This window comes from Wocania ichthyoenteri Th78 (assembly GCF_000789235.1).
GTDB lineage: Bacteria > Bacteroidota > Bacteroidia > Flavobacteriales > Flavobacteriaceae > Wocania_A > Wocania_A ichthyoenteri.
The window spans coordinates 2,116,697-2,142,734 of record NZ_KN525716.1 but is presented as its reverse complement, the minus strand read 5'-3'; the positions used below and the strand labels follow the sequence as shown (position 1 = coordinate 2,142,734).

At 32.9% G+C, this 26,038-nt stretch carries 22 protein-coding genes; 14 read left to right on the top strand and 8 right to left on the bottom strand.

The window, feature by feature from the left end; translation table 11 throughout:
* Positions 1–4: 4 nt before the first annotated feature.
* Both RG22_RS09365 and RG22_RS09360 read right to left on the bottom strand, forming a co-directional pair.
* Positions 5–1,594 (bottom strand): S41 family peptidase, encoded by a 1,590-nt coding sequence (locus RG22_RS09365; RefSeq protein ID WP_034042713.1) that lies wholly within the window; start codon positions 1,592–1,594, stop codon positions 5–7.
* Positions 1,594–2,025, bottom strand: a complete 432-nt coding sequence (locus RG22_RS09360) for a deoxycytidylate deaminase (RefSeq protein ID WP_034042712.1) — start codon at positions 2,023–2,025, stop codon at positions 1,594–1,596. Before RG22_RS09360 ends, RG22_RS09365 begins: the two co-directional genes overlap by 1 nt.
* 381 nt (positions 2,026–2,406) lie before the next feature.
* On the opposite strand from RG22_RS09360, the gene RG22_RS09355 reads away from it, so the two are divergent.
* From RG22_RS09355 to RG22_RS09300, 12 genes are all read left to right on the top strand, one after another.
* On the top strand, positions 2,407–3,561 hold the full coding sequence (locus RG22_RS09355) for an aminotransferase class I/II-fold pyridoxal phosphate-dependent enzyme (RefSeq protein WP_034042710.1): 1,155 nt from the start codon (positions 2,407–2,409) through the stop codon (positions 3,559–3,561).
* A 42-nt stretch (positions 3,562–3,603) separates the two neighbouring features.
* A complete protein-coding gene (locus RG22_RS09350) occupies positions 3,604–3,780 on the top strand; it encodes a GIY-YIG nuclease family protein (protein WP_244462136.1) in 177 nt (58 codons plus the stop codon).
* Between the two features lie 153 nt (positions 3,781–3,933).
* The gene (locus RG22_RS09345; protein ID WP_034045928.1) at positions 3,934–4,347 is read left to right on the top strand and encodes a putative signal transducing protein; all 414 of its coding nucleotides are present in this window, start codon (positions 3,934–3,936) and stop codon (positions 4,345–4,347) included.
* A gap of 40 nt (positions 4,348–4,387) precedes the next feature.
* Positions 4,388–4,996: a dethiobiotin synthase gene (bioD, locus tag RG22_RS09340; protein WP_034042708.1), complete on the top strand. Its 609-nt coding sequence runs from the start codon at positions 4,388–4,390 to the stop codon at positions 4,994–4,996.
* Between the two features lie 36 nt (positions 4,997–5,032).
* Positions 5,033–5,257, top strand: coding sequence for a GIY-YIG nuclease family protein (locus tag RG22_RS09335; protein ID WP_052143691.1), 225 nt, complete (start codon positions 5,033–5,035; stop codon positions 5,255–5,257).
* Positions 5,258–5,348: 91 nt separating this feature from the next.
* Positions 5,349–6,614, top strand: a complete 1,266-nt coding sequence (gene bioA, locus RG22_RS09330) for an adenosylmethionine--8-amino-7-oxononanoate transaminase (protein WP_034045926.1) — start codon at positions 5,349–5,351, stop codon at positions 6,612–6,614.
* Positions 6,615–6,704: 90 nt separating this feature from the next.
* Complete coding sequence (locus RG22_RS09325) at positions 6,705–7,859, top strand: beta-ketoacyl synthase N-terminal-like domain-containing protein (RefSeq protein WP_034042706.1); 1,155 nt, start codon at positions 6,705–6,707, stop codon at positions 7,857–7,859.
* Between the two features lie 31 nt (positions 7,860–7,890).
* Positions 7,891–8,991 carry a serine hydrolase gene (locus tag RG22_RS09320; protein ID WP_034042703.1) on the top strand — a complete coding sequence of 367 codons (1,101 nt, stop codon included), beginning with the start codon at positions 7,891–7,893 and terminating at the stop codon, positions 8,989–8,991.
* Positions 8,992–9,209: 218 nt separating this feature from the next.
* Positions 9,210–9,842 (top strand): hypothetical protein, encoded by a 633-nt coding sequence (locus RG22_RS09315; RefSeq protein WP_052143690.1) that lies wholly within the window; start codon positions 9,210–9,212, stop codon positions 9,840–9,842.
* Positions 9,811–11,244, top strand: a complete 1,434-nt coding sequence (locus RG22_RS09310; protein ID WP_034042701.1) for a flotillin family protein — start codon at positions 9,811–9,813, stop codon at positions 11,242–11,244. Before RG22_RS09315 ends, RG22_RS09310 begins: the two co-directional genes overlap by 32 nt.
* 57 nt (positions 11,245–11,301) lie before the next feature.
* Positions 11,302–12,396, top strand: coding sequence for a biotin synthase BioB (gene bioB / locus RG22_RS09305; protein WP_034042700.1), 1,095 nt, complete (start codon positions 11,302–11,304; stop codon positions 12,394–12,396).
* Between the two features lie 191 nt (positions 12,397–12,587).
* Complete coding sequence (locus tag RG22_RS09300; protein WP_034042697.1) at positions 12,588–13,460, top strand: cupin-like domain-containing protein; 873 nt, start codon at positions 12,588–12,590, stop codon at positions 13,458–13,460.
* Here the strand turns inward: RG22_RS09300 and RG22_RS09295 are convergent.
* Positions 13,450–13,923, bottom strand: a complete 474-nt coding sequence (locus RG22_RS09295; protein ID WP_034042694.1) for a regulatory protein RecX — start codon at positions 13,921–13,923, stop codon at positions 13,450–13,452. The genes RG22_RS09300 and RG22_RS09295 overlap by 11 nt on opposite strands.
* 106 nt (positions 13,924–14,029) lie before the next feature.
* Here RG22_RS09295 and RG22_RS09290 point away from each other — a divergent pair, with 106 nt between their 5' ends.
* A complete protein-coding gene (locus tag RG22_RS09290; RefSeq protein WP_081997698.1) occupies positions 14,030–16,510 on the top strand; it encodes a T9SS type A sorting domain-containing protein in 2,481 nt (826 codons plus the stop codon).
* A gap of 170 nt (positions 16,511–16,680) precedes the next feature.
* On the opposite strand, the gene RG22_RS09285 is transcribed toward RG22_RS09290, so the two are convergent.
* The 4 genes from RG22_RS09285 to gdhA all read right to left on the bottom strand — a co-directional run bounded on the left by RG22_RS09285 (position 16,681) and on the right by gdhA (position 23,615).
* Positions 16,681–19,092 (bottom strand): TonB-dependent receptor, encoded by a 2,412-nt coding sequence (locus RG22_RS09285; RefSeq protein WP_034042688.1) that lies wholly within the window; start codon positions 19,090–19,092, stop codon positions 16,681–16,683.
* A gap of 3 nt (positions 19,093–19,095) precedes the next feature.
* Positions 19,096–19,815, bottom strand: coding sequence for a DNA repair protein RecO (recO, locus tag RG22_RS17875; protein WP_034042685.1), 720 nt, complete (start codon positions 19,813–19,815; stop codon positions 19,096–19,098).
* Entirely contained in the window at positions 19,815–22,148 is a 2,334-nt protein-coding gene (gene porZ, locus RG22_RS09275; RefSeq protein ID WP_034042683.1) for a type IX secretion system anionic LPS delivery protein PorZ, read from the bottom strand. Before porZ ends, recO begins: the two co-directional genes overlap by 1 nt.
* 123 nt (positions 22,149–22,271) lie before the next feature.
* Entirely contained in the window at positions 22,272–23,615 is a 1,344-nt protein-coding gene (gene gdhA, locus RG22_RS09270) for an NADP-specific glutamate dehydrogenase (RefSeq protein ID WP_034042681.1), read from the bottom strand.
* 200 nt (positions 23,616–23,815) lie between these two features.
* Here gdhA and RG22_RS09265 point away from each other — a divergent pair, with 200 nt between their 5' ends.
* Positions 23,816–24,643: a THC0290_0291 family protein gene (locus RG22_RS09265; RefSeq protein WP_034042680.1), complete on the top strand. Its 828-nt coding sequence runs from the start codon at positions 23,816–23,818 to the stop codon at positions 24,641–24,643.
* 74 nt (positions 24,644–24,717) lie between these two features.
* Here RG22_RS09265 and RG22_RS09260 read toward each other — a convergent pair whose 3' ends face one another.
* A complete protein-coding gene (locus tag RG22_RS09260) occupies positions 24,718–25,857 on the bottom strand; it encodes a cystathionine gamma-synthase (RefSeq protein WP_034042678.1) in 1,140 nt (379 codons plus the stop codon).
* Positions 25,858–26,038: the final 181 nt, after the last annotated feature.

The window sequence follows — 26,038 nt, the reverse complement described above, 5'->3', positions numbered from 1 at the left end:
AAAACTACTCCCCATCACTCAACTTAATAACCTCATCAATCATAATATCGCGTTGATTGAATACTTCTTCGAAAGCGCCATTGCTATAAAGTTGGTCGGCTAAAGTGGCTTTAATGTATTGTTTAACTTCTTCGTGATACGCCACAAAAGTTATTTTAGAATCTGTTCTTATATTTAAGTAATCTTGAAAAGCAAATACCAAATCTTCGCCTACCTCATAACTATCAATAAATTCTTGCCTAGAAATATCGTCATAAAGGTGTCTGTCTTTTTCTAATTCTTCAAACACAAAATAACCAATAAACCCACGGCGTTGCAAAAAGGTAAGTGTTTCGTTGTGCATACTATTATCTATTGGCACAAATACATCGGGGATAATCCCGCCACCACCATAGACAATTTTACCTTTTGGTGTGGTAAATTTTAGCGAATCGGCAACTTTAATTTTTTCAGGATCGAGAAGTTCGCCGCTGTCTAATCTATCAAAATACTCGTCGTAATAATCTTTATGCCCTTTTTTATATGGACGTTGAATAGAGCGACCAGTTGGCGTATAATAACGTGACACCGTTAAACGTACTGCACTACCATCGCCCAAATCCATTTCGCGTTGTACGAGTCCTTTTCCGTACGAGCGTCGTCCAATAATAGTACCTTTATCGTTATCTTGTAAGGCGCCTGCTACAATTTCGCTAGCCGATGCAGAGTTTTCGTCAATCAGCACATAAACATTGCCTTCTTCAAATTTACCTTTACTTGTTGCATAGCTTTTTTCGATATTACCTCGCTTGTTTTTTGTAAACAATATAAGCTTATCATCTTCTAAAAACTCATCAACAATTTGTTCGGCAATACCTAAAAACCCACCTGGGTTATCGCGTAAATCAATAGCCATTTCAGTAGCACCAAGGCTAATAAGTTTTTCTAACCCTGCTTTAAACTCTTTGTATGTAGATTCTGCAAAGCGATTAATTTTTATATAACCCAATTTTTCGGTTAGCATGTAAGCGGCATCAACGCTTTTTATAGGAATGGTACCGCGCTTAACGGTAAAATCTAAAAGCTTTGGTTCGCCTTTTCTATATACCTTTAATTTCACTTTACTATTAATTGGCCCTTTAAGTTTTTTAACCAATTCGCCATCGTTTAAGCGTTCTCCATAAAGCGAATCGCCATTAGCCATAATAATACGATCACCACCTTTTATGCCAGCTTTAGCACTCGGACCATTTTCTATAGGCCTTATAACTGTAATGGTGTCTTTATAGGTATAAAAACTAACGCCAATACCCACAAAATCACCTTTCATGTTTTCGGCAACACGCTCCATATCTTCTTTTGGAATGTATACCGAATGTGGATCTAAATTATCTAAAATACCATTAACCGTAACATCTACAATACTATCTGTATTTATTTCATCTACGTAATCGTAATCAATATAATCAATAAGCCTATTAAGCTTATCTTTTTTGCTATTTGTAGAAAATAGGCGATCTGGCGAATCGGAAAAATTCAACTTTCCGCCAATAAAAATGCCTGCTGCAATAGCAACTCCTAAAACTAATGGTAAGTATTTTTTTTGATAACCCATTATTCGTCTATGGCTTCAATTAATTTAAGTTCTATACCTGCTTTTTCTAAAAAACGTAATCCAGAATCGTCTTTGTACGCTTGGTTATAAACCACTTTTACAATTCCGGCTTGATGGATTAGCTTGCTACACTCTTTACAAGGCGACATGGTTATATATAACGTTGCCCCTTTTGCTGATTGTGTAGATGCTGCGACTTTTAAAATGGCATTAGCCTCGGCATGTAACACATACCATTTGGTGTAACCCTCTTCATCTTCACAAAAATTTTCAAATCCCGATGGTGTACCATTGTATCCATCAGATATTATCATTCTATCCTTTACAATAAGCGCGCCAACTTGCCTACGCTTACAGTACGATAATTTCCCCCATTCTTTAGCAATTCTTAAATAAGCCTTATCGTACTTAAGTTGTTTATGTTCTGGCATTAATTTATTTTATAATTATGGCGTTACCCTCATTTAAAATTTCAAGATTAGTATTAAAAACTTTAAGTCATTCGGGGCAGGCTTTTCGTTTCAATCTTTTTTAAAGTTCTCGATACATTTCGATTAAAAAAAATCGAAACACTCGAACTGACATAAAAAAGGATTTTCACTACAATCCTTAACGCGAAACAATTGTTATAACGAATATACTCGGTTCGTATTTTAATTACAACGTAAGTTCGTTAAACTTTTCCGAAAATTCGATTTGAGGGTGTATCATTCAAAAAATGTTTTAATCTTAAAATAAGTTTATATTAAATAAAAGCCTCTACAAGAAACTAGTAAAATTGTATATTCAAATTAACTCCCTACTTTTGTTTTATGAATCAATTTCCAAAAAAACTTCAGCAAAAACTTGAAGAACGTAAAGCAAATAATGCGTTACGTCAACTTGATTCACAAAATGCTTTAATAGACTTTTCATCAAACGATTATTTAGGGTTTGCTATATCTGAAGCTATTTTTAACAGCATACATGAGTTTTTAATTGGTCATAATATTAAACAAAATGGAGCAACAGGTTCACGCTTGCTTTCTGGAAATCATCATTTATACAATATTGTAGAAAACATTATAGCCGATTTTCATAATAGCGAATCGGCACTAGTTTTTAATTCCGGTTACGACGCCAATATTGGTTTTTTTAGTAGTGTGCCACAACGTGATGATGTTATTTTATATGATGAGTATATACATGCTTCTATTCGCGATGGCATTAAACTTTCAAATGCAAAAACTTATAAGTTTAAGCATAATGATTTGGACGCCTTAGACAAATTATTGCTTCGTCATTCTGAACTTGTTTCAAAATCTCATCAAGATATATACGTTGTTACAGAATCAGTATTTTCAATGGATGGCGACTCACCAAATTTGGATGCAATATGCCAAATAAGCAAAAAATATAATGCCTTTTTGGTTGTTGATGAAGCTCATGCTATTGGCGTTTTTGGCGAACGTGGCGTTGGTTTAGTTCAAAAATTAAATCTAGAAAAAGATGTTTTTGCACGTTTAGTTACTTACGGAAAAGCTATGGGGTGTCACGGTGCTGCTATTCTTGGAAATGAAACTTTAAAACAATATCTCATTAATTTTTCTCGAAGTTTTATTTACACAACTGCTTTACCTCCTCATGCGCTTGCAACCATTCATTCGTCTTATAATGAATTGATTACAACAAAAAACAGAGAGAGACTACATAAAAATATTCAATATTTTAAAGCAGAAATTATCAAAAACAATCTTCAAAATCATTTTATTAAAAGTGATTCTCCTATACATTGTTGCATCATTTCAGGAAACAAAAAGGTAAAATTAATTGCTAAAAACCTTCAAAAACACGGTTTTAATCTAAAGCCCATTTTATCGCCAACAGTTACAAAAAAAGAAGAACGTTTACGTTTTTGCTTGCATAGTTATAATTCTAAAAAAGAAATTACAGAAGTTTTAAAGTTGTTAGCTACTTTTGTAAAGTAAGCACTCGTCACACTGAACTTGTTTCAGTGTCGCATCAAAATTATGAAGTCAAGTTACATTTACATACTAACAAATAAATATAGAACTACTTTTTACATAGGAATTACAGCAAATTTATCAAAACGACTAGAAGAACATTACAATGAAGCTGCTTCAAAATTCACAAAAAAATACAATACAAAAGATTTAATATATTTTGAAGAATTTTCAGATATTTAACAAGCAATCGCTAGAGAGAAACAATTAAAAAATTGACATAAAAAATAGAAACTTAATTTAATTAAGACATTGAATCCCTCTTTAAAAACTTTAGAATATTAGGGTAACGGGATGCTTAAACAAGTTCAGCATGACGAAAACGAAAAATATTATATGAGCGACACTTTTAAAACAATAGCCAAATTTCAATATTCGGCTGAAGCGCAAATCATTAAAGGCAGACTAGAAGCTGAAGGCATTCAAGTATTCCTATCTGATAATCTTACAATAGACACTGATCCTTTAGTTAGTAATGCTATTGGAGGTGTTAAACTAAAAGTTTTATCTACTCAAGCTATTGAAGCACAACATATTTTAGATACCATTAAAAAATACTCTATTGATGATGAAGGAAATACTATTAATTGCCCAAATTGCAGAAGCGAAAAAATAGAGTTGTTTTCTACAATAAAAGATTTTAAATCCTTTTTTGCTTTTATCTTTGGCTTTCTTTTTGGAACACTGCCTTTGCATGCAAAACATAAATATAAATGCGAAGATTGTAAAACAGAATTCGATTTAGAATGAAACCTACATGTGACCATTAAAAAGCAATAAAAACAAACACATGAAAACATATTTCATCACAGGCATTTCTACCGATGTTGGTAAAACCATAGCTTCAGCCATAGTAACCGAAGCTTTGAAAGCCGATTATTGGAAACCCGTGCAAGCTGGCGAACTAGATAACTGTGATACTAAAAAAGTGGAGCGATTGGTTTCGAATTCAAAATCAAAATTTCACCCAAATACCTATGTGCTGCAAACACCCATGAGTCCGCATGCAGCGGCAGAAATTGATAGTATTTCTATTGATATTAAAAAAATTAGAGCTCCAAAAACAAATAACCATTTAGTTATTGAAGGTGCTGGCGGATTGTTTGTGCCTTTAAATGATACACAAACTATTTTCGATTTAATTAAACCTAACTATAAAGTTATTGTCGTTTCTAGACATTATTTAGGGAGTATAAATCACACCCTTTTAACCGTTAATACTTTAAAAGAAAAAGGTTTTGATGTATCGCTAATTTTTAGTGGAAACGAACACAAAACAACCGAAAATATTATTAAAAAAATGACAAATGTTCCTGTGATTGGTAGAATTGATGAAGAACCTTATTTTGATAAAAATGTTGTAAAAGAATATGCTGAATTGTTTAAAGACAAATTGTAACGTCACCCTGAACTCGTTTCAGGGTCACATCAAGAAATGAAATCAAGTTATGCTTACATATTAACAAATAAATATAGAACAACTTTTTACATCGGTGTTACCGCAAACCTTTCAAACCGTTTAGAAAAACATTATGATGGAACTGCATCAAAATTTACTGAAAAATATAATATAAAAGATTTAATTTATTTTGAAATATTTTCAAATATTGAACAAGCAATTGCTAGAGAAAAACAATTAAAAAATTGGCACAAAGAATAGAAATTGAATTTAATTAAGATAACAAATCCAACTTTTAAAACTTTGGATTATTAATAAAATGCGATGCTGAAACAAGTTCAGCATGACGAATATGAGCTTAAAAGAAAGAGACAAAAAACACTTATGGCATCCATTAACGCAGCACAAATTGCATCCAGAAACTATTGCCATAACCAAAGCTAAGGAATGTGTGTTAACCGATGAAGATGGTAACGAGTACATTGATACCATTGCTTCATGGTACACATGTATGTATGGGCATTGCAACGATTATATAACAAGTCGTGTTTCTACCCAAATGCAAAAGCTAGATCAGGTAGTATTTAGTGGTTTTACGCACGAACCTGCTGTAAAATTATCCGAAGCACTTATTAAAATTCTACCAGAAAATCAGAGTAAAATATTCTTTAGCGATAACGGCTCAACATCTGTTGAAATCGGTATTAAAATGGCATTGCAATATCATTTTAATACCGGCGAAAAGCGAAATACCTTAATTGCTTTTGAAGATGGGTTTCATGGTGACACTTTTGGAGCGATGAGTGTTTCAGGGCTTTCAATTTATAACGGCCCTTTTGAAGATTTTTTTTTAAATGTAAAACGAATTCCTATTCCAAATGGAAAAAATCATCATACTGTTTTAAAAGCATTACAAGAAATCGTTTCAAATAATAAAGTTGCAGGATTTGTTTACGAACCTTTGGTACAAGGGGCAGCAGCAATGAAAATGCATAATGCCGAAGGATTAAATAAAATTCTAAAATTCTGTAAAAAACACAACATCATTACCGTTGCCGACGAAGTTATGACAGGTTTTGGAAAAACAGGCAAACATTTTGCATCGCTTTACATGGAAACAAAACCAGACATTATATGCCTAAGTAAAGCATTAACTGGTGGTTTATTACCTATGGCACTTACTACATGCTCTCAAAAAATTTACGATGCCTTTTATAGTGACGATATTAGTAAAGGCTTATTTCACGGGCATACCTATTCTGCAAATCCATTAGCTTGTACTGCAGCTTTAGCGAGTATTGAGTTACTCCAATCTCAAGACATTCAAAACAACATTAAAGTTATTACTGCGTCTCATCAAGTTTTTGGTAATCACATTAAAAATCATCCTAAAGTAAAATCTACACGACAATTAGGAATCATTTTCGCTCTCGATTTAGATGTAAAAATGGAACGCTATGGCAATTTACGCGATAAATTGTTTAAATTTTTTATGGATAATGGCGTGTTTTTACGTCCGTTAGGCAATACCATTTATATTCAAGCACCCTATGTAATTACTAAAAAACAGCTAGAAAAAGTGTATCAAGTTATTGAGGATGCTTTAGAAATAGTCTAACTTTGAAAGCTGAACGTCGATCTGAACTTATTTCAGATTCACATCCTAATATTATGAGATGCTGAAATAAATTCAGCATGACGAAAAACTATGCAAAAACCAATCTCAATAACTGCCATTGCTTCCATTTCTCCTTTGGGAAAATCACTAGATGAAATTTGGAAGAACTACCAAAACAATCAGCACTACATTACTGAAAAAAAGATCAAAAACGAATCTGTTTTGGTTGCCGAAATTCCTTTAGAGGCCAAACAAGACATTGAAACTTTAAGACTATCAGACAACAAATATAAATCACTAGACAACACCGTTTTGTATGCTATTTATACGTCAAGACAAGCTATAAAAAATGCCCGTTGGAATGCTTCAAATAACTTTGGTATTAACATTGGTTCTTCTCGTGGCGCCACGCAACTTTTCGAGGATTACCACAAGGATTTTCTAAAAAACAACAAAGCAAAAACCTTAAGTTCACCAACCACAACACTAGGAAATATATCATCTTGGGTAGCCCATGATTTACAGACCCAAGGTCCAGAAATAAGTCATTCAATAACTTGTTCCACAGCATTACACTCGATGCTAAATGGTATTGCTTGGATAAATTCTGGTATGTGCAACAAATTTTTAGTTGGTGGTAGCGAAGCCCCCTTAACACCGTTTACCATAGCGCAAATGCAAGCGTTAAAAATTTATGCTAACCAAAACAATGAATTTCCGAGTCGTGCTTTAGATTTATCTAAAAAACAAAACACTATGATTTTAGGCGAAGGCGCATCAATGGCTTGTTTAGAATCTGGTAAAAAAGAAAATGCTTTGGCTTACATTACTGGTATTGGTTACGCTACTGAAATTTTAGAACACAATATCTCTATTTCTACCGATGCAAAATGTTTTCAAAAATCAATGCGGATGGCTTTAGGCGATCTAAATCCAGATAATATAGATATTATTGTAATGCATGCCCCTGGAACTATAAAAGGCGACCTTTCAGAATATAAAGCCATTCAATCTATTTTCAATAATAATCTTCCAGCATTAACTAGTAACAAATGGAAGATAGGACACACCTTTGGAGCATCTGGTTCTTTAAGTATTGAGCTTGCTGTTTTAATGCTACAACATCAAAAATTTATTAGTATTCCTTATTTAGAAAATCAAAAAACACCTAAAAAAATTAAACATATTCTTGTTAACGCTGTTGGTTTTGGAGGAAATGCCGTTTCAATACTATTAAAAAAATAAATTGTTATATTTATTAAAACCAATTACTATAATGAGATTTTTTATTTTAGTCGCTATTATCGTATTCTCAAGTTGTAAAAACGAAAGTGTAAATCCTATTGAAAGGATTCTGCATTCTGATAGTAAAAAAATTAAAACGGTTGTGGACTCTATTGAAAACCATGAAGTTCAAATTTTATTTACTGAAGTTAAAAAAGTAAAAGACTCCGTTTATTTTGAAGACCACAGTTTTCAAGTTGATGATAACACATATTTTTATCCTGCTAGCACTGTAAAACTCCCTATTGCTATACTGGCTTTAGAAAAAATAAGGACAAACAATCTCATTGATAGAAATTCAATATTTAATATAGAAGGCGATAGTGTTAAAACAACTTTATCTAACGACATTAAAAAAATATTTGCAGTAAGTGATAACGGTGCTTATAACAGATTATACGAATATTTAGGTAAAGATTTCATCAATAAGAAACTTAAAGAAAAAGGCATAAACACTAGAATTTCTCATAGATTATCGGTTGATAATTCTGCCCATTTAAAAACAAAACCAATTATTTTTTACTATCAAAATCAAGTTGTTTTTAAGACTGATTCTGTTATAAACCAACCTATAAAACCTTTAAATCTAAACAAAATTAAAAAAGGAAAAGGGTATATGATTGGTGACAGCTTGGTTAACAATCCTATGGATTTTTCATTAAAAAATTATTTGCCTGTAACCGCTTTACACCAAATAATGAAACAGCTTATGTTTCCTGAATTATATCCGAAAAACAAACAATTTCATTTAACACCAAACGATAGAAAGTTTTTAATAAATACCATGAAAATCCTACCTCATGAAGCAGGTTACACATCAAATGAATATCACGAAAGCTATGTTAAGTTTTTAGTTTTTGGCGACTCAAAAAAACCCATTCCAAAACACATAAAAATATACAACAAAGTAGGTAATGCCTATGGCTACTTAACAGATTGCGCCTATATTTTAAATGAACAAACTAAAAAAGAATACATTATAACGGCAACAATTCACGTTAATAAAAACCAAATTTTTAACGATAATGTTTACGAATATGATACTGTTGGTTTTCCGTTTTTAGCAGAATTGGGCAGACAATTAATTGAGTAAATATTTTAAGTAAAAGTTCTAGAGGTTATTAAAAGAAATACTTCAAAGTTTAAACCCTATTGTAACAAAACAAAAGTTTAAGCTACTAATAAATAGAAAATAGGTTTATATTTTATATAGATTTTAGTTAAAAACATAATACTTGTTTTCTTTAGAGATAAAGTTGAAAAACTTTATAAAGGTTGTATATTTATTCCGTAATATTTATCTCATACACAATGGCAGAATGGTTTTCAAATTTAGGCTTACTATTAAAAATATATTGGCTAATTGCCATTTTAGGATCGCTTGTTTTTACTATTGTAATTATTCTAGCATTTACTGGAGGTGACGCTGATGAATTTGAAGATTTAGATTCTGAAATAGATGCAGACGCAGGTATTGGGTTTCAATTTATAACTTTTAAAAATTTAGTAGGATTTTTTACCATTTTTGGATGGAGTGGTATTGCTTGTATTGAAACTGGACTATCAAAACCATTAACAATTATCATTTCTCTTTTCTCCGGAATAGTTATGATGATTATAATGGCAGCTATGTTTTATTTGATGCGAAAATTAACTGACAGTGGTACTCTAAACTACAAAAATGCTATTGGTGCTATTGGAGAAGTGTATTTGACTATTGGATCTAACCGATCTAAAATGGGGAAAGTTAGTGTAAACGTTCAAGGCTCTTTACGCGAACTAGATGCACTTACAGATTCCTTAACAGCACTAAAATCTGGAACCATTATAAAAGTAATTGATGTTACCAATAATGGTATATTAATAGTAGATCAAACAATAAAACCAATAGAACCAATAAAACCACACACTTATGAAATTACTGATAATTCAGGAGGGATTTAATTTAGGACTCCCAATGGCGTTAATTTTTAGCGTATTATTTATATTTCTTTTTCTAATTGTATTAATAAGACGTTATAAACGTTGTCCATCTGATAGGATTTTAGTCGTTTATGGTAAAGTTGGCGGCGGACAATCGGCAAAATGTATTCACGGTGGCGCTGCATTTATAATACCAGTAATTCAAGATTATGAATTTTTAGATTTAACACCAATCTCTATAGAAGTTAATCTTGTTAATGCGCTATCTAAACAAAATATTCGTGTAAATGTACCATCGCGTTTTACTATAGGTGTTTCAACAGAACCTGGTGTTATGCAAAATGCTGCAGAACGCTTATTAGGTTTGGGAGCGCAAGATGTACAGGAACTAGCAAAAGAAATTATTTTTGGTCAGTTACGTTTAGTAGTTGCCTCGATGGACATTGAGGAAATTAATAATGATCGCGATAAATTCTTAACTAACATTTCTCAAAGCGTAGAAACCGAATTAAAGAAAGTAGGTTTAAAACTAATTAATGTAAACATTACCGATATTGTTGATGAATCCGGGTACATCGAAGCCTTAGGTAAAGAAGCTGCGGCACATGCTATAAATGCAGCACGTAAATCGGTTGCCGAAAAAACTAGAGATGGATCTATTGGTGAAGCGAATGCAGTTCAAGACGAAAGAACTCAAGTTGCTGCTGCTAATGCGCAAGCTGTAGAAGGAGAAAATACCGCAAAAATCGCCGTTGCTAATTCCGATTCGTTACGTCGTCAACGCGAAGCAGAAGCAGAACGTGTAGCGATTGCATCTGAGAAAGTACAGAGTGCAAAAGCCTTAGAAGAATCGTATGCTGCCGAAAAAGAAGCAGAAACAGCCAGAGCAGAAAGAGAACGTTCATCTCAAATGGCAGATATTATTGTACCTGCTGAAATTGATAAAAGAAAAGTAGAAATTGACGCTGAAGCTGAAGCAGAAAACATTAGAAGAATTGCAAAAGGTCAAGCTGATGCGATTTTATTTAAAGCGCAAGCAGAGGCTCAAGGTTTGTATGAAGTACTAACCAAACAAGCCGCAGGTTTAGATCAAATCGTTAAGGCTGCTGGCAACAATTCAAAAGATGCGGTGTTATTGTTGATAGCTGATAAATTACCTGAATTAGTTAAAACACAAGCCGAAGCGATTAAAAACATTAAAATTGATAAAGTTACCGTTTGGGAAAATGGCGGCGGAAAAGACGGAAAGTCCTCAACGGCGAACTTCCTTTCGGGTATGTATCAATCTGTACCACCTTTGCAAGAAATGTTTAACATGGCTGGAATGCAATTACCTGAATATTTAAAAGGAAAAGATGTAAAATCTGAACAGCTCGATGATTCCAATAAAAAGGAAATAGATAGTTCTGAGAACAAAGAATAAAATTAAAATTCCGCTTTTACAGCGGAATTTTTTACTTTTACACCTATATTTTACACTATGAGCGTAACCAAACACAACTGGACTAAACAAGAAATTCTAGATATATACAACAAACCTTTAATGGAGTTGCTTTACGAAGCTGCTACAATTCATAGAAAAAACCATGACCCAAATGTGGTGCAGGTTTCTACATTGTTATCTATTAAAACTGGCGGTTGTTCTGAAGATTGCGGCTATTGCCCACAAGCAGCACGTTACCACACGAATATAGAAGGTAACGATTTAATGACGATTCAACAAGTAAAAGCTCAAGCTTTACGTGCAAAATCTACTGGAAGCTCGCGGGTTTGTATGGGAGCTGCATGGCGAAATGTAAAGGATGGCGAAGAATTTGATCAGGTTTTAGAAATGGTTAGAACCATAAACAAATTAGACATGGAAGTGTGCTGTACTTTGGGTATGATTACCGAAAATCAAGCACAACGTTTAGCTGAAGCTGGTTTATATGCTTACAATCATAATTTAGACTCCTCTGAAGAATATTATAAAGAAGTGATTTCTACGCGTGGTTATCAAGACCGATTAGATACTATTGATAATGTGCGGAAAACCAATGTAACGGTTTGTAGTGGTGGTATTATTGGTATGGGCGAAAACGTTGAAGATAGAGCTGGTATGCTAGTAGCGTTATCAACCTTAAATCCGCAACCAGAATCGACGCCTATTAATGCATTAGTTGCTGTTGAAGGCACACCATTAGAAGATCAAAAACCTGTTTCTATTTGGGAAATGATACGTATGGTAGCTACTACACGTATTGTAATGCCAGAAACTCAAGTACGTTTAAGTGCTGGACGAACACAAATGACTCGCGAAGGACAAGCCATGTGCTTTTTTGCTGGTGCAAATTCTATTTTTGCTGGCGATAAACTTTTAACAACACCAAATCCTGATGTAAATGAGGATATGGAAATGTTTAAAATGTTAGGCTTAAATCCGCAAAAACCTTTTACTAAAAAGGTACAACCACAAACGGTTGAAGCTGCCGAATCTCAGTTTGAAGCTTTAGGTGAAAAACCTAAATGGACACGACCTAAACATACTATTGAACGCAACGAAGCTGCTAAAGAAAAGGCAAAAGCGGTTAAATAATAACCATAGCTTATAAAAATGACCTTTAATGGCATGCCCGCGTTAGGGATTGCAGTGGAAAGCCCACAGCACCTTTTTTGGTGCGAGGACTTATAACGTAAAGCCCGACCCCTTTTTTTTGGGTAACGCCCAAAACACTATTTTAATTTTAGCAACGTTTTATTAACTTTGATTTAATAAAAAGTTAAGTATTGGAACTAAATTTACAAGATATTCCTCGTGTAAAAACGATTACTAAGCAAGGTTTTTTAAAACACTATTTTAAACCACAAAAACCTGTGGTTATTGAGCGTTTTATTGAGCATTGGCCTGCTTACACAATATGGGATTTAGATTACATGAAAGCCGTTGCTGGCGATAAAATGGTACCGCTTTACGACGACCGACCTGTGGATTATAAAGATGGTTTTAATGAGCCACATGCCAAAATGAAAATGAGCGAGTATGTAGATTTATTAAAGCAAAAGCCTACAAAATTTAGAATTTTTCTATGGAATATTTTAAAAGAAGTGCCTCAATTACAAAACGATTTTAGCTATCCAGATTTTGGGTTACGTCTTATGAAAGGCTTACCCATGCTATTTTTTGGTGGCAAAGATTCGCACACATTTATGCACTACGATATTGATTTGGCTAATATTTTTCATTTTCATTTTGAAGGTAAAAAAAAGGTTATTTTATTTGACCAAAAACAGAATAATTATTTATATAAAATCCCACATTCTTTAATAACAAGAGAAGATATTGATTTTAATAACCCTGATTTTGAAAAATGGCCTATGCTTAAAAAAGCTAAAGGTTTTAAAACAGAATTAAATCATGGCGAAGTGTTGTACATGCCCGAAGGCTATTGGCATTATATGCGCTATATAACACCAGGCTTTTCAATGAGTTTACGTGCTATTGCCAGAAATCCAAAAAACTTTAGTAAAGCTGTTTATAACCTTTTAATCATGAGAAATTATGATAATGCTATGCGACGCTTAAAAGGACAGAAATGGATAGATTGGAAGAATGAACAAGCTATTGTAAAAACCCACGAAAAAAACGGACTTATTTTATAATTTCGTTAGCTTTTTCGTACACTAAATGCGATTCCCAACCACGATATAGCAAATAATCGATTAATTTTTTTCGCTTCTTATAGATGTTAGTTTCTCTAATAGAATTAACTTTTTTTTCGGCTAAACTATTGAAAATCTCGATATACTCCCCATTTTCAATAGTGCTAAGTGCTTGATTTATATTAACTTTGCTAATGTCTTTTTTCTTTAATTCTAAAGTTAAACGACGGCGTCCCCAACGCTTAATTCTGAACTTACCACTTACAAATGTTTTGGCAAAACGTTCTTCGTTAAGAAAGTTATGCTTTAGTAGATGTACTATTATTACATCTATAGCTTCAGGTATCATATACATACCTTCTAGTTTTTGTCTAACTTCTTGATGACATCGTTCTTGATACGCACAATAATGCTCTAGTTTTTTGGTGGCTTCTTGTAGCGTATATGTTTTTTTTGGCTGCATTGGTTGTCAAAAATAGCAATAGATAAATTAACAAAAAGAATAAAATTTATAAAAACCAAATCTACTATACTAAGCGCAGGCAAAGTATAGATTATAAAAACTTAGTATGATGCAAAAAATTACTAATATAAAATCCTTTATTTTATTAATCACTTTTTTAGGCGTGGTTGGTTTTGGGTATGGGCAGACAACACTTGCAGAAGGAGACATAGCCATTACAGGAGTGAATTCTGATAACCCCGATCAATTTTCGTTTGTATTACTAACAGATGTTTCTAACAATACTGTTATTAATTTTACCGACAAAAGTTGGTTTACAACAGGAGGTTGGCTATTAAATTCGTTTGGTAATCCAGTACCCGAAGGTATTGTTACTTGGACAGCAGATAGTAATTTATCTTGCGGCACCGAAATAATAATTACGGATATGGGATCTAACACATATTCTGCTACTATTGGGAATGCTACTGAATCAGAAGGTGGTTTTTCTTTTGCGAGCAATAGCGGTGGCCCTGGCGACCAACTTATAGCATACCAAGGCAACCTTACTGAACCTACCTTTTTATATGCAGTTCACTTTGGTAATGCAAACGGATGGACTGATGCGACTGACATGTACAATAGTGCAGTTCCAGCTGGTTTAACAGAAGGTGTTAACGCAATAAACTTAGGAGATAATGATAATAGTAATTATCTCTGCACTGTTACAAGTAATCAAGCTTTAATTTTGGAAGCAGTAGCAACCGTAAATATCACTAATTGGTATCAAACTAACTCAAATACTGTAACTAATAGACCTGTTTTGGGTGGATGCTCATATACATGCGTTGCCGCTGCTTCCTGTGCCTCAACTGCAACATGGAATGGTACAACTTGGATTGGCGGAACACCCGATTTAACCACTGAGGTTATTATTGATTCTGATTATAATACTGGAAATGGCGGAAGCGAAATAAGTTTTAAGGCATGTAGATTAACCATCAATAACGGTGCTATTTTAAGAGTTAGCAATAACACTTTTATAGAAGTTGAAAACGATGTGTTGGTTAACAATGGTGAAATAAGGGTAAGAACCCAAGGTAATTTTGTACAAAACGATAGCTCTGGCACTTTTACACTCGGTGCATCTGGAACGGCATCTGTAAATAAAGTTACTCCTCCCAAACAAGATTGGTATTACTATACCTATTGGAGTTCTCCAGTAAGCGGTGAAACTATTGCTGGTGCTTTTCCTGATACTGATGCAGATAGACGTTTTTGGTTTAATGCTGCAAATTATTTAGATGAACATACAGTTGGTACTACCAATGGTATTTCAGACGAAATTGACGATAATGGTGATGATTGGGTTGTAGCTTCTGGTACAGATACAATGATTCCTGGAATGGGTTATGCAGCTACCGCAGGACCTTTTCATATACCTGGAGGAAATGATAGTGCCGATTTTATTGGCCCTTTCAATACAGGCGACATAACAACAGGAATTTCTTATAATGCATTAAATACACTTGGTAGCTGGAATTTTATCGGTAACCCATATCCGTGCGCTATGGATTTTATTGCGTTGCAAGCTGCAAATTCTAGTATTATTGATGGTGCGGCTTACTTTTGGTCGCAAGCAAGACCTCCTCTTGATACAAACCCAGGAAATCAAGTACTGAACTTTAACCAAAATGATTATGCCGTATTTACTGTTGGGTCTGGAGGAGTTGCTGGTGGTAGTCCAGATATACCTACTCAATACATTCCTTCAGCTCAAGGCTTCTTTGTTGCAGGTCTAGACAATAACAATGTTACGTTTACTAACGCTATGCGTATGGCAGATGCAACAAGCAACACTCAATTTTTTAAAGGTTCAAATTCAAAAAAGAATACTGGAGGAGTTACAGCTAATAAATTATGGGTAAACCTAACGTCTGATGATGGCGTGTTTAATCAAATATTAGTAGCCTATGTAGATGGTGCAACAAAAGGAAACGATGGCATGTCTTATGATGCACCAAAACTTTTATCAAATGTGGCCGCTGTACTATATACATCAATAGAAAATTTAGATAAAAAATTCGCCATTCAAGGAAAAGCTCCAAGCGATTTAAATGAAAACGAAATTATTGATTTAGGTTTTAAAACCTCAATTGACGTTGCAACGTTATATACTTTATCAATTGCTCAATTACAAGGCGATTACTTAAATAACAATACCTTATATTTAAAAGATAATTTACTTAATAAAATACATAATCTGTCTGATTCTGATTATACATTTACATCCGAAGTTGGTGAGTTTAACTCGCGTTTTCAAATTGCTTTTAGTGCTAAAGCATTGTCTGTAGACGGTATCAGTTTAAATGACGATAGTCTTAAAATCATTGAATTAAATGACAACTTTGTAAGTTTTAAAACCTCAAATAATTTAAACATTAAAACGATAGCGATTTACGACCTTTTAGGGAGACAACTTTACAATTTAAAAGGTAATAATAGTTCTGAAACTTATCAACTTTCAAACTTAAAAAGCACGGTTTATATTGCTAAAGTGACGCTATCAAATGGCACGATTATTACTAAAAAAGCGATTAAGAGATAATTGTTGTTATTGTGAATTATACCTTTTTGTATGATTGGCAATTGTTTATTTAAGTTTTGAACTTCTATCAAAAAAAATGCCACGTCGTGCCTCCTTGCAATGACGTATTTGTTTTAGTTGGCAGAATCTCAATTAGAAAGATTACCACGTCCTTCGTCCTCGTAATGACGTTATAAACTATATTTTAAAGCCAAAATAAAGTTTCTGCCTGCAGCTGCAATACCCGAAGAATAGGTTTTATAACGCTGGTCTGTTATATTTTCTAAACTAGCAGTAAGTGTTGTTGAGTTATTTATTTGATATTGAGTTCTTATATTTAATGTACTCCATGAAGGCGAATAAGGGTTTCCGTTTTCATCTTTTGCATAAATATAATCTTTTCCTATTTCAGAAGGTGCTAACTGATTAAACGCTAATTCGTTATTATAATTAGCAAATACATCAACTTTTAAATTTTTATAGTTCCAAACTAAATGGGTGTTTCCAAAACTAGGTGCTACATGTCGAATTGGAACTTCAATATTTCCTTCTTCTTCGGTACCGCCAATAACACTATACTGAGATGTTAGTTTGAGGCTTTTAATAATACGCATATTCAAACCCACTTCAAAACCATAAATCCATGCCTTTGAAGCATTTTGTATCGCTTGCACATTACTTAATTCGCCGTCGTACATAATCTGCGTTTCACCATTTAAGTTGTAATCACGTCGTACCAAAGCATTATTCAAATAGGTGTAATACGAACTCATATCTAATATAAAAGCATCACTAAAACTTAATTTCAAACCTAACTCGCCACCATAAGCATATTCTGGTTTTAAATTTTCGTTTGGTACAACTACCGATCCTGGTTCAGAATCAAATACTTTACCAATATCATCAATATTTGGTGCTCTAAAAGCTGATGATGCATTTAATTTCCATTGTAAAATCTTATTAGGCGACCAACTAATTCCTGCTGTTCCTGTAAATGCTCCTGCTTTATTTTCTGAAGATTCAAAAGGCAAATTCAAATATGCGTTATTAGCTTTAAAATCAGCTTTAGATACAATATGGTTAAAACGTAAACCCGATTGAAAAACGAATTTTGAATTTGGTTTATATTTAATACTCGAATATAGAGCTGCCGATTGCCAACTCGCTCCATTTGGATACCTTGATACTGTTGGAAACGTTGTATTGTTTATAATATTTTCTTCTTTACCATGCGACATCACCTTGTTGTAAACATACTCAAATCCATAAAAAAATTGAGTTTTTGGAGTCAAAGTTTTTTCAAAATCTAAATTAAAAGAATAGGCATCAACAGCTTCTTCTCTTATACTTCTTATGTCCGATTGAAAACCTCTGTCTTTTCTACTCTCTTGAAAATTTTGATATGCTAATGTTGCTTTAACTTTATTGTATAAATTAGATCGACTACTTAACTTGGTAATTTGAAAGTTAGACATAAACCATTGCTGTGGTCCGTAATTCCATTCGGCAGAACGTAAGGCATCATTTTTATAACGTATCAATCGGTCATACCTTGGTATATCTGAAGTTGTAGTATAATGTAAGCCTAAATTGAAACTTAAATTTTCATAAGGTTGATAATGTGCTTTTTGCATCAAGTTTATTTGGTTATACCCTGAATACTTTTGCTTTAAAGAATTGTTGTTTTCAATAATTACATCGCCGTTATTTGTTGTTAATGCAAATTCTGGTCTTAAATAATCATCAGGACCATAACTTCCCATTCTTAAATCATTAAAATCGGTATAACTCACATTCGTTAAAAACGCCCACTTTTTGTAGCCTAAATTAAAATCGAAATGTCCCGTTTTTTCTTCATTAGCTGTGGCGTATCTAACAATAGCGTTAGATTGAAATAAAAGCGTATCGGTTTTTGATAACTTTGGCTTTAAGGTATAAAAGCTCATAACACCTCCAATAGCATCACTACCATAAATAACTGAACCCGAACCCAAAGTTACCTCAGTATTCTGAATTGCAAATGGATCGACAGCTATAACATTGTGCAAATTTCCGCCTCTAAAAATGGCATTGTTCATTCTTACACCATCTACTGAAATTAATAGTCTGTTTGTAGAAAACCCTCGAATCATTGGGCTCCCACCTCCTAATTGACTTTTTTGAACATAAACTTGTCCAGTAGTTTCCAATAAATCTGCACTAGTCTGCGGATTTATAAATTGAATACTTTCTGAATTTAGGCTAATGATTTTTTGAGGAATATCTTTTTTACTTTGTTCAAACTTTGAAGCCGAAATAACTATTTCTTCTAACCCCTGAGTATTCGCATCTAAATAAACTATATTAAATATATTAATTTGAGATTTTTTTAGTATTTTTAAAAGATGTGATAAGTGTTGAAAATAAATAGTTTCTGTATCTGAAAACTTATCTAAATCTGCTTCACCATTTAAATTGGTTATAACACTTTTAGTTTTATTTGCATTATAAATCGCAACACCAAAAATAGGTTCTTGGGTAAGTTTATTTAAAACTTTTATTTGTTGTGCAACTAACACATTGGATGCAAAAAACAATAAAAAAATGGTAAAACAAAGTTTCATACTTTAACTAAAAACTTGATTAAATATTTGGAGTGATTTTGGTGTTTTAAAACTGCCCAAATGTAATTCAAAATAAAGCAAAATCATACTTAAAAATGATTGTCTTTGTCTCGCATTAATTTTCACTGAAGATAAGGCATCAAATGTTGTGCCCAATAAGGTTTTTAGCAATGTTAAATTTTCTCCACAAATAGTGTATTTACCTTGTTGCTTTGTTTCAAATTTGCCATCTAATAAATTAAAGTAATTGTATGCTGTATTAATTTCTTCTGGGTAAAAGCCTAAATATTTGGTTAGATTAAGTAAAAAAAGTAAATGGAAATTTGAGTATTCTGAGTGTGTATCTAACCATAATAATGTGGTTTCTATATAACTAAATAGGTTGTTGTTTTGTTCTTCTTCTTTTAAAGTATTGGCTAGAACTTCTGCCAAAAACATGACAATTGAGCTTTTTAAAATATTTGAATGTAAACTCGTATATAGATGATTTAACTTAATCTCTTTTATAACTTGTAAAGAGCGGTTCTGTTTGTATATAATTTCTAATTGTAATTGGGATAATAGTTGAAAATATGCGATTTTTGAGTTTCCTTTTTTGCTTTTTAAAATACCTCTTAGCAAAAAACTAACAACACCTAATTGCTCGGTATAACATTTTACAATTAAATCGTTATCGCGATACTTGAGTTTAGATAAAACAATAGCATTTGTGGTAAGTAACATTATCTAACAACCATTAATTTTAGCACCTTGGTTTCAAAGGTATCTAAATCTGATAACATCACAAGATACACACCTGAAGCTACTACGTTGTTGGCTAGATTTTTCCCATTCCAATAGGCTGTCCCTCCATCAATTTCAAGATTATAACCTCTGTATCGCAGATTGTTTCTTGATTGTGCCTCTGCAACTAAATTACCTTCAATGTCTGTTATTTTTATATTTACATTTTCAGAAATGTCTTTAATTTTTACTTTCTCATCAACAATATTAAAGGTTGGTCTTACTGGGTTTGGATAGACATATGCGCTTTCTAAATCGTCTAAAGGGCTTGAACCACCAGAGCGAAAAGAGACTAAGCCTTTATTTGTTGCTATGTAAACAATGCCATTAGCATCATCTAAAGAAATATCATTTATAGTATTTGATGGCAACGGTGAATTATCTTTTGTAAAGTGGAATATGGTTTTTTGTCCGTCTGCAGAAAAATAAAATAGTCCAGAATCCGCAGTTCCAATCCATTTATTGTTTGAACCATCTACTTCAATATCTTTAATTAATTGTTCAAACAGTAACTCTTTAGCTATGCCGCCTTCTTCTATAATTATTTCTTCGGCTCGAATATTTGCTTCAGTAAAAAAATTAGAGGTATTATAAATAACTCTTAAGCCTCTATCTGTACCCACCCATAATTGGTTTCTTTTATCAATAGCTATTGCAGTTGCAATATGAGAAGGCATGTTATCTTCTTCGCTGCTAATGCTTTTTAACAAAGGGGTTCCGTTGTTTTCATTAAACCCTATAACACCATTCCAGTATCCTGCAATCCATTTGGTATTATCGCTCCCAACAACAATATTACCAAAACCCAATTCGGTTTTAAATTGTGTAAAATCATAGGATTGCCATTGGTTATTACTTGGATTAAATGATTTTAAAGGTTTTTCAACTTGACTTGTAAGTGTCCATAAAACACCATTTCTATCAAAAGCAAATGGCCCAACTCTTATATCTACATAATTTGGGTTTGAAGGCAACACTAAAGACTCTAAACCACTATTGGTTTCATTATACAACACACTTGGAATCTCATCATTTATTTCTAATAATCCACTAAAAAAAGAACCTATAAATACTTGGTTGTTATTATTTGGATTTATTGAAATTGCATTTAAACACTTAGCATCCAAAACCTCTTCATAAGGTGTATTTATCCAGCCATCATCTTTCAAATGACTAATGCCTCTGTTATTTAAAGGGTAAGGGTTGTAAAAAAAACTGTACTCTCCAAAAGTAACCCATAAATCATTTTGTCCTGCTTGAATTGAAAATGGTATATTTAACAATGGCCCTTCGGGATGAATTTCTTCATATTCTGTTGGATTTGATATCGATGTTTTTAAAACACCAAAATCTTTAGTTCCAATAAAAATTGAATCAACATCAACAGTTACAGAAGTAAATGCGGTATCAAAAGCACTATCAACATTCGCTTGAACTATTAAATTAAAATTACTATCGTAAACAAAAGTGCTGTTTTTTGTAGTTACCAATAATCTGTTATCTGTTGCCCTAACATCTACTGGTGTATCTGCATATTGAAACAACTCGGTTAAAACATCGTTTACAACTTGATAAATTCTTCTGTTAGTTCTAATGGTATATAATTGGTTTTCTACAGATTGAACTGCTAAAAAATCGCCATTAGATACGGTTTGCCAATTTTGATAATCAATTAAATTTGGACTAGATACTTGAGCTTTTTTCAATCCACTACCATCTAAACATGCTGCGTAAATATAATCACCTAAAATAGTCGTTTGATTAACTCGTGTTTGACTGCCTAAATTTCCTATAAAATAAGTGTCTCCAAATTCCAATCGTTCTAAATTAAATACTGAAATTCCATAGTTGGTTGCTATATAAACTACATTTTCAAAAGCACCAAAATGATTTATTCTTTTATCTGTTCCTGGGATAGTAGATTTTTCAATAATATCGACTATGGAGAGAATGTCGTCATCATTCTCAAAAGCAATTTCTATTAATCCATTTTCATAACCAATTAGCAACAACTCATAAGTATCACTATAATATATTGTTGATATAGCTTCTCCCGAAAGACCGTTTACTGTAGTAAGTTCGTTTAGCTCATTGGTTTGCAGATCCAAGCTAAAAACAGCATTATCTGATGCCGCATAAATTTTGTTATTCCCTTTTACAACATCTTTTATATTATTGTATGAAAAATGGTCTTCCCAAAGTGCCGAAAAATCTTGAGCAAATTGCAAAAGAGGCATGCAATATATTATTAGTACAACAAGTCTTTTAATCATAAGTATGCTTTCTAAAGGCTAAAGATATTTATAACTAACGGATTTTACTTTAAAATAATATAATTTAAACTAAAAAAGCTTCCTAGAATTTTAGGAAGCTTTTCAATATTTATAAGGGTTATACTAAACGATGCCTTGTGCCAACATAGCATCAGCTACTTTAACAAATCCAGCAATGTTTGCTCCTTTAATATAGTCTATAGATCCATCATCATTTTTACCATATTCAACACAAGAATCATGAATATCTTCCATGATATCTTTTAATCGCATATCAACTTCTTCGCGAGACCAACTTAAGCGAAGCGAGTTTTGACTCATTTCTAAACCAGATGTTGCAACACCACCTGCATTAGAAGCTTTTCCTGGTGCGAATAAGATTTTTGCATTTTGAAATTTATGAATTGCCTCTGGTGTTGATGGCATATTAGCACCTTCAGAAACACAAATACACCCGTTTGCTATTAACTTCTTAGCATCATCTCCATTCAACTCATTTTGAGTTGCACATGGCAATGCGATATCACATTTTACCGACCAAGGCGTTTCTCCTTTGAAAAATTTTGCATTTGTATATTTTTCAACGTATTCGTTAATCCTTCCTCTTTTCACATTTTTCAATTCCATGATAAAAGCTAGTTTCTCAGCATTAATTCCGTCTTCATCTAAAATATATCCTGTAGAATCTGACATTGTCAATATAGTCGCTCCTAATTCAATTGCTTTTTCAGCAGCGTATTGAGCAACATTACCCGATCCAGAAATGACTACTTTTTTACCCTCGAAAGAGTCGCCTTTTGTATTTAACATGTTTTGAGCAAAATATACGTTTCCATACCCAGTAGCTTCTGGTCTAATTAATGAGCCTCCCCAAGATTGACCTTTACCAGTTAAAACTCCTGTAAATTCGTTATTCAACTTTTTGTACATCCCAAACATGAAGCCAATTTCTCTACTTCCCACGCCTATATCTCCTGCTGGAACATCGGTATTTGGACCAATATGTCTAAATAACTCACTCATAAAAGCATGACAAAAACGCATAATTTCGTTATCAGATTTGCCTTTAGGATCAAAATCCGAACCTCCTTTTCCTCCACCCATTGGTAAAGTTGTTAAAGAGTTTTTAAACACTTGCTCAAAAGCTAAAAACTTTAAAATACTAGCATTTACTGTAGGGTGAAAACGCAAACCGCCTTTATAAGGTCCAATTGCAGAATTCATTTGAACTCTATAACCTCTGTTTACTTGAATTTCTCCTTGGTCATCTACCCAAGAAACCCTAAAAGAAATTAATCGTTCTGGTTCTACCATTCTTAAAAGAATGTTTTTTCCATAATAAATGTCGTGTTTAACAATATAAGGAATTACTGTTTCTGCTACTTCCTCAACAGCTTGTAAAAACTCTGGTTCGTGTCCATTACGTCTTTTTACCTCATCTAAAAATGCATCAATATTATTTTTCATATATACGAATTGTATTACTTAATTATGAACAATATAATTTAAAGGCACAAATATACGTTATCTTTAAAAATTACATCATTTTTTTTTGAAATTCGTAACTAATACTTTTTAGGCTTTTCCTCAAAACGTACAAATATTTGTTTGTTAATCGAGTTTTTATATATTTGTTGTAATAATGCCTCAAAAAACACAACCTTATTATGCTTAACTTGAAACATTTAGCTTCAGCTTTTTGCTTGTTTGTTATTTATCAAACCGCATACTCTCAATTAGGTTTTTCGCACGAAATAGGCGTTATTGCTGGTCCTGTAGAATTTAGATCGGATTTTGGTAGTCGAGATGACGAAAAAACTAACTTTGGTAATTCAGGGTTTGGTATAGGAATAGTGCATTACATCAATTTTTCATATAGAGCAGATTGTAATTGCTATACAACCGATACGTATTGGAATGATCATTTTAAATTAAGAAACGAAATTTCTTGGAATAAAACCAATTTAAATCATCATGGAAGATGGGTAGACCCTAGTAAAACTTCTCAAGATGCACAAAGACTTCGAGCACATTCTGGTGTTGCTCAAAACTTAGATATTGGAACTCAACTTGAGTTTTTCCCTAGAAGTATTCGTGACTTTCAATCTTTTAGTTACAGAGTAGCCCCTTTTGCAAGCTTAGGTGTTCATTACACGTCTTTTAACCCAAAAGCGAGTACAACTTATGGTGATACTACCAACCCCAATTATAGAGGTGTTTTTGATCCTGCCAATATTTATTCACATTGGTTTGATAATTTTGATCCAACTGTAGAACCATATCCTATTAATGTAAACGGAGGCAGTACATGGTCTATGGTTGCAAGTGGAGGTGTCCGTTATAAGCTTGATAAATTATCTGATTTGATGCTAGATTTTAGATTTCAATATTATTTTAGTGATTGGGTTGATGGTTTAAACCATAAGTTAGAGTATAATAAGCATAACGATTGGCTTTTATGGGTTAATGTTGGTTACATTTATTATTTAGATTAAAACAACATTTATTAATATATAAAAAACCCATAATTGAAATTTCAATTATGGGTTTTTTATATTCGTTTTTATTTTTAACCCAAAGCTTGTTTTAAATCGGCAATTAAATCATAAATATCTTCAATACCAACACTTAATCTGATTAAAGAATCTACAACACCTGTTTTTTCTCTTTCTTCTTTTGGTATACTTGCATGCGTCATACTTGCTGGATGACCACTTAAAGATTCAACACCGCCTAACGACTCAGCCAAAGTAAAAACCTTTAAGTTTTCAACTATTTTAATAGCCTCTTCAAAATTGTTTCCTTTTGAGGTAAATGAAATCATACCTCCAAAATCTTTCATTTGAGATTTTGCTATATGATGATTTGGATGATTTTCAAACCCAGGCCAATACACGTTTTCAACTTTAGGATGATTTGCTAAATATTCAGCAACAGCTTTACCATTTTCGCAATGACGTTGCATTCTTACGTGTAATGTTTTTATACCTCTTAACACTAAAAAACTGTCTTGAGGTCCACAAATAGCACCACTTGCATTTTGTATAAAATATAATCTATCTGCTAATTCTTTATTTTTAACAGCAAGTGCACCCATAACAACGTCGCTATGCCCGCCAAGGTATTTGGTTGCCGAATGCATAACAATATCTGCTCCCAAATCTAATGGTTGTTGTAAATAAGGTGTCGCAAACGTGTTGTCTACAGCTAACAAAACATCATACTTTTTAGCTATTGCAGATACCGCTTTTATGTCTATAATAGTCATCATTGGATTGGTTGGTGTTTCAACCCAGATAAGTTTTGTATTGGCATTGATATAAGACTCAATATTCGAAGCATTTTCCATGCCTATAAAATGAAATTTGATGCCAAAATCTTGAAATATTTTAGTAAACAACCTAAACGAACCACCGTACAAATCGTTAGTAGAAACCACTTCATCTCCAGGTTTTAAAAGTTTAATAACTGCATCAATTGCTGCAAGGCCAGACCCAAAAGCAAGTCCGTAGTTTCCGTTTTCAATACTTGCAAAAGCATTTTCTAAAGCATTTCTGGTTGGGTTGTGCGATCTTGAATATTCGTAACCTTTATGGCCTCCAGGAGTAGTTTGCGCATACGTTGTTGTTTGGTATATTGGAGGCATTACAGCACCGTAAGCTGGGTCGTGCTCTTGCCCGCCGTGTATTACTTTTGTATTAAATTTCATTGTTTATTCTATTTGTTACAAATGTAACTTTTAATTCGTTGAAGTAAAAAATATTATTGATTCTATATCTGACTTTTTACTTAGACTCCTGCTTTCGCGAGCATGACAATTTTAATTGATACCTCGATAATCTATCGAGGAATTCTTTTTCAATTCAAATGCAATAATTACCTTTAACACT

Coding starts and splice junctions, on each gene's coding strand:
- RG22_RS09365 (WP_034042713.1), bottom strand. CDS start 1,594: ATGGGTTATCAAAAAAAATACTTACCATTAGTTTTAGGAGTTGCTATT.
- RG22_RS09360 (WP_034042712.1), bottom strand. CDS start 2,025: ATGCCAGAACATAAACAACTTAAGTACGATAAGGCTTATTTAAGAATT.
- RG22_RS09355 (WP_034042710.1), top strand. CDS start 2,407: ATGAATCAATTTCCAAAAAAACTTCAGCAAAAACTTGAAGAACGTAAA.
- RG22_RS09350 (WP_244462136.1), top strand. CDS start 3,604: ATGAAGTCAAGTTACATTTACATACTAACAAATAAATATAGAACTACT.
- RG22_RS09345 (WP_034045928.1), top strand. CDS start 3,934: ATGAGCGACACTTTTAAAACAATAGCCAAATTTCAATATTCGGCTGAA.
- bioD (WP_034042708.1), top strand. CDS start 4,388: ATGAAAACATATTTCATCACAGGCATTTCTACCGATGTTGGTAAAACC.
- RG22_RS09335 (WP_052143691.1), top strand. CDS start 5,033: ATGAAATCAAGTTATGCTTACATATTAACAAATAAATATAGAACAACT.
- bioA (WP_034045926.1), top strand. CDS start 5,349: ATGAGCTTAAAAGAAAGAGACAAAAAACACTTATGGCATCCATTAACG.
- RG22_RS09325 (WP_034042706.1), top strand. CDS start 6,705: ATGCAAAAACCAATCTCAATAACTGCCATTGCTTCCATTTCTCCTTTG.
- RG22_RS09320 (WP_034042703.1), top strand. CDS start 7,891: ATGAGATTTTTTATTTTAGTCGCTATTATCGTATTCTCAAGTTGTAAA.
- RG22_RS09315 (WP_052143690.1), top strand. CDS start 9,210: ATGGCAGAATGGTTTTCAAATTTAGGCTTACTATTAAAAATATATTGG.
- RG22_RS09310 (WP_034042701.1), top strand. CDS start 9,811: ATGAAATTACTGATAATTCAGGAGGGATTTAATTTAGGACTCCCAATG.
- bioB (WP_034042700.1), top strand. CDS start 11,302: ATGAGCGTAACCAAACACAACTGGACTAAACAAGAAATTCTAGATATA.
- RG22_RS09295 (WP_034042694.1), bottom strand. CDS start 13,923: ATGCAGCCAAAAAAAACATATACGCTACAAGAAGCCACCAAAAAACTA.
- RG22_RS09290 (WP_081997698.1), top strand. CDS start 14,030: ATGATGCAAAAAATTACTAATATAAAATCCTTTATTTTATTAATCACT.
- RG22_RS09285 (WP_034042688.1), bottom strand. CDS start 19,092: ATGAAACTTTGTTTTACCATTTTTTTATTGTTTTTTGCATCCAATGTG.
- recO (WP_034042685.1), bottom strand. CDS start 19,815: ATGTTACTTACCACAAATGCTATTGTTTTATCTAAACTCAAGTATCGC.
- porZ (WP_034042683.1), bottom strand. CDS start 22,148: ATGATTAAAAGACTTGTTGTACTAATAATATATTGCATGCCTCTTTTG.
- gdhA (WP_034042681.1), bottom strand. CDS start 23,615: ATGAAAAATAATATTGATGCATTTTTAGATGAGGTAAAAAGACGTAAT.
- RG22_RS09265 (WP_034042680.1), top strand. CDS start 23,816: ATGCTTAACTTGAAACATTTAGCTTCAGCTTTTTGCTTGTTTGTTATT.
- RG22_RS09260 (WP_034042678.1), bottom strand. CDS start 25,857: ATGAAATTTAATACAAAAGTAATACACGGCGGGCAAGAGCACGACCCA.